At 42.0% G+C, this 7,507-nt stretch carries 2 protein-coding genes; one reads left to right on the top strand and one right to left on the bottom strand.

Annotated elements, in window-relative coordinates; translation table 11 throughout:
* Window positions 1–440: 440 nt before the first annotated feature.
* Window positions 441–1,712 carry an ATP-binding protein gene (locus CIK90_RS09995; protein WP_094435018.1) on the top strand — a complete coding sequence of 424 codons (1,272 nt, stop codon included), beginning with the start codon at window positions 441–443 and terminating at the stop codon, window positions 1,710–1,712.
* Between the two features lie 454 nt (window positions 1,713–2,166).
* On the opposite strand, the gene CIK90_RS09990 is transcribed toward CIK90_RS09995, so the two are convergent.
* Window positions 2,167–7,425, bottom strand: coding sequence for a T9SS type A sorting domain-containing protein (locus CIK90_RS09990; protein WP_094465175.1), 5,259 nt, complete (start codon window positions 7,423–7,425; stop codon window positions 2,167–2,169).
* Window positions 7,426–7,507 lie beyond the last annotated feature (82 nt).

Raw genomic sequence — 7,507 nt, 5'->3', positions numbered from 1 at the left:
ACTTTGTCCTCGGTGATCATAGCGATTATTGTTTGTAAACTTTTGATTTTTTAGCACCTTAAAGTTACAACAATTTTCGCTAATCACCAAATTTTTAGACACTTATATTTCGTCGAACTCACGTTAAATATAGATTTCTGGCCATAGGCCATAGATTTTTTCAAAGATTTCCTCCAAGATTTACCTATGGTTTGTTTTGGCGTGACTCAACAGAGTGAACCGAGCTTCCCTCTGTCTTCGCTACTCCAAAACATCTTGCCGTAGGCAACTAACCCCCAATAAAATCTTTAATAGCGACATTATTCCGCCAACTAAGGAAACAAAATACAGCCAACTGAGGAAATAAAATACGGCCAACTGAGGAAACAAAATACGGCCAACCGAGGAAATATCAATAAAAAGTTGTATCTTTGCACACAAAATATCAAATATATGAAACTATGGAATACAAACATAGAATCGCAGATCAAATGCTAACCAAGAAACTGGCAAGCAAGGGAGCTATCTTGATAGAAGGCCCAAAATGGTGTGGAAAGACAACCACTGCAGAACAACAAGCAAACAGTATCTTGTATATGGATAATCCTGCCTCATTGGAAACTAATCTACAAATGGCAGAGATTGACGCTTCTGTTTTGCTGGATGGTGATACACCAAGACTTATTGACGAATGGCAACTGGCACCAAAACTATGGGATGCCATCAGATTTGAGGTTGACCATCGCCATGACGTGGGACAGTTTGTATTGACTGGGTCCGCAGTTCCTGCAGATGAAAAAGACATGCAACATTCTGGAACAGGGCGATTCTGTTGGCTGACTATGCGCCCAATGAGTCTCTATGAGTCTGGCGAATCAAATGGAAAAGTAAGTTTGGCACATTTATTTGAAACACCAGAAAAAATTGTTGCAGTTAACAAACTGAAGATAGACGATCTGGCATATCTGATTTGTCGTGGTGGCTGGCCATTTGCTTGTGGATTACAAGCAGAAGCTGCGTTGGAACAAGCCTTCGACTATGTGGATGCAGTCATCAAAAAAGATATTTCGCGAGTGGATGGAGTAAATCGCAACGCTACAACAACCAGATTGCTATTACGTTCATACGCCAGAAACCAAGGATCACAAGCTACCATCGGAACGATTGTGGCTGATATGATGACAAATGACGAAAATGAAATTAGTGTAAAAACAGCAGGTAACTATCTGGAAACGTTACGTAAGATTTTTGTAATAGAGGACTCTGAAGCCTGGAATCCTAACCTACGCTCCAAGACAGCTATCCGTACAGCGAATACCCGTTACTTCATAGACCCATCTATTGGAACGGCTGTTTTGGGACTTGGCCCTAAAGATCTTATTAATGACCTCAACACGATGGGACTCTTTTTTGAGACTCTATGTGTTCGTGATTTACGAGTTTTTGCTGATGCGCTGGATGGAGAGGTGTATCATTATCGCGACAAAAACGGATTAGAATGTGATGCCGTAGTACATCTGCGCAATGGAAAATATGGACTTATAGAAATTAAGTTAGGGGGTGATAAACTCATCAACGAGGGTGCTGAAAATCTATTAACTCTTGCGGGTAAAATAAATACAGAAAAAATGAATGAACCATCTTTCATGATGGTACTTACAGGAACAGGCGATTTCGCTTATCGAAGAAAAGATGGGGTTTATGTGGTTCCTATCGGATGCCTGAAAGATTAAAACCAAATGAATAAGCAGGAGTAAGATGTTAATTTTTTGGGGGTAGCCTACGGCAAGATGTTTTGGAGTAGCGAAGACATAGTAAGAGCGCGCTTTTACTATGCTGAGTCACGACAAAACAAGCCAACTGAGGAAACAAAATACGGCCAACTGAGGAAACAAAATACGGCCAATCGAGGAAATATCAATAAAAAGTTGTATCTTATTTTTGACTTTTCTGTATATATAGATACAGATCATTCATAAAGACTGCATGCAAAATGATACTTTCTTACCAAGAGAGCCTAATACCGAAAAGTCAGTCAATATAAATGGACGTTCTGTCCAAGTATTCTTGACTTCGCTTCCATTCGGAATGTACCTATTCAGCGTTGGCTCAACAAACAATGTCAACTTTGGTGCAAATTGATATTGTATTCCGATGTTAGTGTTTACAGCCCACTGCATAGGTGTATTATCTTACACTTAGCTTGAATGTCTTGCTCTGTCCATCCTTAGTTTCAGCCTTTACAATATACAAGCCACAACCAATATTCTTGGTCCAAGATGCTTGATTAATGCCTAAAGCCGATGTTACGAGCAAGCCTTCGAAATTGTATATACGCACATTAGCAATAGCTATATTAGGTGAACTCACCGTTATAGTACCGCTATTAGGCGAGAAACACTTGATATTAGCCTCATCATTATGTTGCTTCAAGTTGTAAGTCGATGTGGTGATGTAGTATCTACCATGCTCATTCGCCATAATAGATATTGGAGCATCGGCAGGAGTGAAAGTTCCCATCTTGGCATCAAACACAAACAGCTTATCAGTAACATAGCGGTTTGCTGATATTTCAACATTAACAGTTGCGCCATTACTCATCACATTTCCATCCACCTTAGCAATGATGCCCAACGGCAGGAAGTTGATGTTTGAGAGTTTGTTAAGAGCAACAGCCTGATTGCCCGCGACAGTATACACTTGCGGAACATCTTCAATATCAGAGTTGTTAAGCAACTCAACATCCTCATCATCAACAAATTCGTCGTCGGCATCATTGCAAACCACAACCTTAGCTGTAGAACACAGATTATCATCATTAACTACATTGATATATACTGCAGCAGGTTCCTGTACAGCAGTACCACCAGATATCCAGCGGTCTGTAGTCATCATCAAAGTAAAGTTAGCTTGACTAACCGTCTCGCCCTCCTTAACCTTAACAAAGAAGCCTTGCATTGGCTCAATGATATAATCTTGACTGCGGTTGTATGTACCCTCTGGCACGCTATGCGCATTCAGCACTCCATTATCCAGCGTCCACACCTTGCGCTCAAAACTTGGATTTCCGTTCAAGAATCGATACATACTAAGCGAAGCAGTATAAGGGTTGCCCACTATGTAGTAGCGATTATTGCTATGAGTGTTGTCTGTGAGCGGCTGAGAGATTTCGCCCAGCAAACTTGGCTCATTAGAGTATGGCACATTTAGCATATACTTTTCAGGCTTTTGCACAGGAACATTCAAGTCAGAATACCCTCCATCTGGTTTGAAGTATTTATATTCCTCATCCTCCTTAGGCAGACGGAATAGCCATTTTGCCGACAACTGTTTATATTGGTCGCCAGCCTTTAGAGCAAAGCCCTTGCCTTCAGAATAATTCTGGTCCAGCTTATTGTATACATGGCTCCAATATAGCGACTCAACATTCATCGAAGCATCTGAAATAGTATCAATGCTGATATTTGTGCCATTATAGTCATGAGCTTTATAATTAGTAACTCTATCTACTACCTGGGTGGCATTACTATCCCAATTGCGCTGATACACTGGGGCTGCCACACGATTATCAGAAGTCCCATCGAAGTTCATTGCCGAGAAAGCAGTCTTCGATTCTTCCCTGCCTGTTGTTTTTGGCACAAAGAAGTCGCCAGCATAAATATTCTTCATTGGGGTCGATACGAGATTCCATTTGTTGCTCTCCACTTCCTTCTCCACGAAAGCCTTATTATATATAAGGTATGGCTGATTGAGCAGCTCAGCTTGTGCCTTGAAGAATATCTGGTCGCAGAGGTTACCATGGAAAGTCTCACACTTAAACGTTCCGTTGCCGTCTGTAGAATGGTCGTCAGGGTCGGCAGTATTGTCGTTCCATGTCACCACAAAGTCGTATGCAATACCCGATGTAGCCTCCTCGCCCTTAAAGTTTGTCAACTTCGTAGCGATATCGTTACTCACACGATAAACGATATTGCCAAGTCCTGGATATACCAACTTGTTTTCAGGTATAACAACCTTCGAGAATTTCATTGGCGTATAAGCCTGTTGTCTTGTCAATTTTGCATTAACCGGATTGCCATAAGTAGCCTCACCATAGTCTTCATATTTTTTATCGTATAGCTCTGCTGCCGTAGATCTCTTCCAGTTCAGGTCGTTGTTCCAGTTGGCATTAAGCTTGTTTGCAACTGAAGGAAACCATGTAAGATACTCTGGCACCACCTTTAACGTTATGAACAAATCGCCAGGACATGCAGCTATCGAACTACTATTATGCAGTTCATACGAGAAGTTCAGCTCATACCAATATCCTTCATGCAGAATATCCAAGACATTATCACCAAACACCAGTCCCAATGTCTTTGTTCCTGTTGCCAAAGTTTTTTCTTTCAACATACCAACAATCTGTTTTGTCGTAGATGCAGTATTGAAAGTAGGGTCGTTGGTGTCGGAGATAAATACATTTTGATCACGGAACTCAATCTCAACATTCTTGTCATTTCCATTATTAAGATCAGCCACCGGCAATATCAGCATGCCATTATCCGGCTTCTTCAGCATCTCCTTTATTTGTGGCAAACCGATGCGCATGGCACGGTCGTCGGTAGGATAAGCTACATTGTCGAAACCAAGAATAAGTTTCGGACCATTCTCCACAATACGAATAGTGAAGTACATAGGCTGTGGACATATTTCGTAAGTCACGGTTCCCTGCTTTATTGAAGTTTTAATAGGAACAGCCGCAATCTTATAGGTTCCCACCTGCTTAAACTTATACCCCGTAAGACTGTTGCTTACCGCAAGCACCAATGTTCCTTCGCCATCTACGCCCTTGATATATTTATCAAGTATGTCGTAGTCGGCAGGATTAGATGTTTGGAATGCTGCATTAAGAGAAGTCGCATCAGGAAACTTCAGGCGATATTTTCCTAATGCCTCCTGCAACCCCGAGATAGAAGAAAACTTATTGTCTGCGCCATCTGGAGTTCCCACAAACCAGTCAAACTTCACGTTATTAAGCAAGATAGAGCCACCGCCCACTTTGTCGGCAGTCTCAAGCTTTGCATTAATATCCACATCAGGTGTACTATTGCCGTCGCACGACACTCTCACCGTAGTAACCAAACTTCCGTTGGCATCAGATATAACCACCTTCTGCTGCACAATGCTGAACGCATCGCTATATGATGAGCATTCATCAGTAAACTTTCCCCATTCATCGGGATTGCCATCAGCATCAGGATAAGCCACCGAAACATAGAACTTCTTTCCCAAAGGCAAATCGAAGTGCCTGTTGTCAATCACCAATATTACATGTCCCTCAGGGTCTATCTCAAACGCCGAAGAAGAAGCATCATAGTTGGCAGGAATAGTTACCTCGCCATATTCGTCGGCAGTACCGTCGCCATTATAGTCGATGCCCGCAAACGGCTTGCCATCCATATCGGATATACGATAAAACAACTTCGACTCCTTGCCCACACCTGTTATAGCCTGCACATTTTCGTAGTGCGAAGTTATTTTAAGTGTAATCTCGTGGTTTGCTATGCTTCCGCTCTTAGCATCAGGACAAGCAGGCTGATTCTGCAGCACGTCCACCTTTGCATGCTGAATATATAGTCGAATATCGTCAATGGCATAGTCGGCACCTTGAGTACTCGCACACATATTGTCGAGCACAATGCGGAAGTCGGAATAGTTTTCCACTCCCATATTCTTTCTCATCACTATTCGGCTATACACCTGAAACCAAGTACCTAACTGTCGTCCACCCTTTGTGTTAGAGGCAAAGTCGCCTGATGTGAATGATGTCAGCAGTCGCTGATGAGTCACCTTGTCGTTCTCATCCTTTATGATGCCATAGATTTTGAACAGCACCTGAGGTCGTACTGGAGCATTAGGACCTGTAAAGTCAGTAACCGCAGCCGAGAATATAAGACGTGCTCCCGAGCATAAGTCAGCCTTAAAGTCGATAGAAGCTATCTGTCGGCTTTCGTCTGATGCATCCACATAGAGGAAATATCCATACTGCTTACCGTTAGTAATTGCATGTGTACGGTCATGGAGAACTGCAGAATTCCACCACTGGTACAACTTCTTTCCTGTAGTTGAAGTTACTGAATTGTCAGAAATACCAGCCAAGTTAGCACTCTTAAACAGTCCATATTCGCCATGTATTAAAGCCTTCCCATTAGGACAAGCATAGTCGCGCAGCTCTGGATATACAAAGCTATATGCACGTCTGTCCCATCTTGAGGCATAATGTGCCATATTGTTCTCTACTGTAGGAGCCACCATGGTAAGCTTGTCGTTATCGTCGTCAAACGATATAGGCTTTGTGACTTGCTTATAATGCGATTCAAAATAGGCAAGTGTACGCTCATTATCGCCATCATCTGTCAGCTGCTTCATCGTCTTGGGATAAGTATTCTGATATAGAATCTCAAAACTGGCTATTGGAGCTTTGATAGAGTTATTATTATAGTAGGCGTAAGCCACAAGATACACTATACTACCGAATGTAATATTTGGTTTCGTAGTAGGAGTACCATCTAAGTTTTTCCAACCATTTCCGTTATTCATTAATACGTTCATGGAAGTGAAATTGTGCAATTGTACAGTACCACTTGATATCAACACAGTATACTTTGTCTTTGTCTCGTCATAGGCAAGCCATACAAATCCATTGGCATTATATAGGGTGCTCTTGTCGTAGTCGGCTTGTTTTATGCTATGCGCTTCGTCCGAAGAGAGAAGATGCCTTTGTTTACCATCTTGTGGTTTTAGAGGATAAAAGAAATAATTGCTCGGCTTATAGTTTACACGTACCGACATTTTTGCATTAGCATCCTTTGCACCAAACACAATACGGCGGTTGTCCTCTATCGTCAAGTCAGAGTCTGCGGTGCGAAGGTCGGTAGCTGTTGTTTTTATAATATTCTCTGCCATAGCCTTTGCAGGGCGAATATGGAAGATATAGCGTATCTGCAATGTAGGCTCGTGGGTGAAGTATTGGTCTTTGCCACTTACCATAGGTTCAAAGTCGGTATATTTGCTCACATCACATGCAACATCCTCACCTTTCCATGTAGCGTCATCGGCATCGGTAGGCGCTTTATACTTCACACCAACTCTATTACGGCTTGGACCGAAAGGTTCACTATTTGTCTTATTTTTCCATGCAAACAATCCACGTGCTTTGTCGTTATTGTCATTGACCTCTTTCAAGTTTGTAGTGTTATATACAGAGAGTCGTGGATTAGCCATGTCTGTATTATAGTCGTACCATCTGATGTAGCCTTTAGGCTCGATGTCTGTATTTTGTTCTTTAGTATAATTTTCAAACGGCAATGGTAAGTCTATCTCACTACCTCCCGTTACGTAGTAAGTATACTCATACTCATGCACCTGCTGCATCTCTATACCATATGGATTTCTGATATACGGCATGTCATTCACGCCTTTATAATGCGCAAACACACTCTGGGCACTAACACTTGTGCTGACACAACATGCCAACACCGCTATCAAG

The sequence above is a fragment of the Prevotella sp. P5-126 genome (assembly GCF_002251185.1).
GTDB lineage: Bacteria > Bacteroidota > Bacteroidia > Bacteroidales > Bacteroidaceae > Prevotella.
This window is presented reverse-complemented; position numbering and strand designations above follow the sequence as displayed.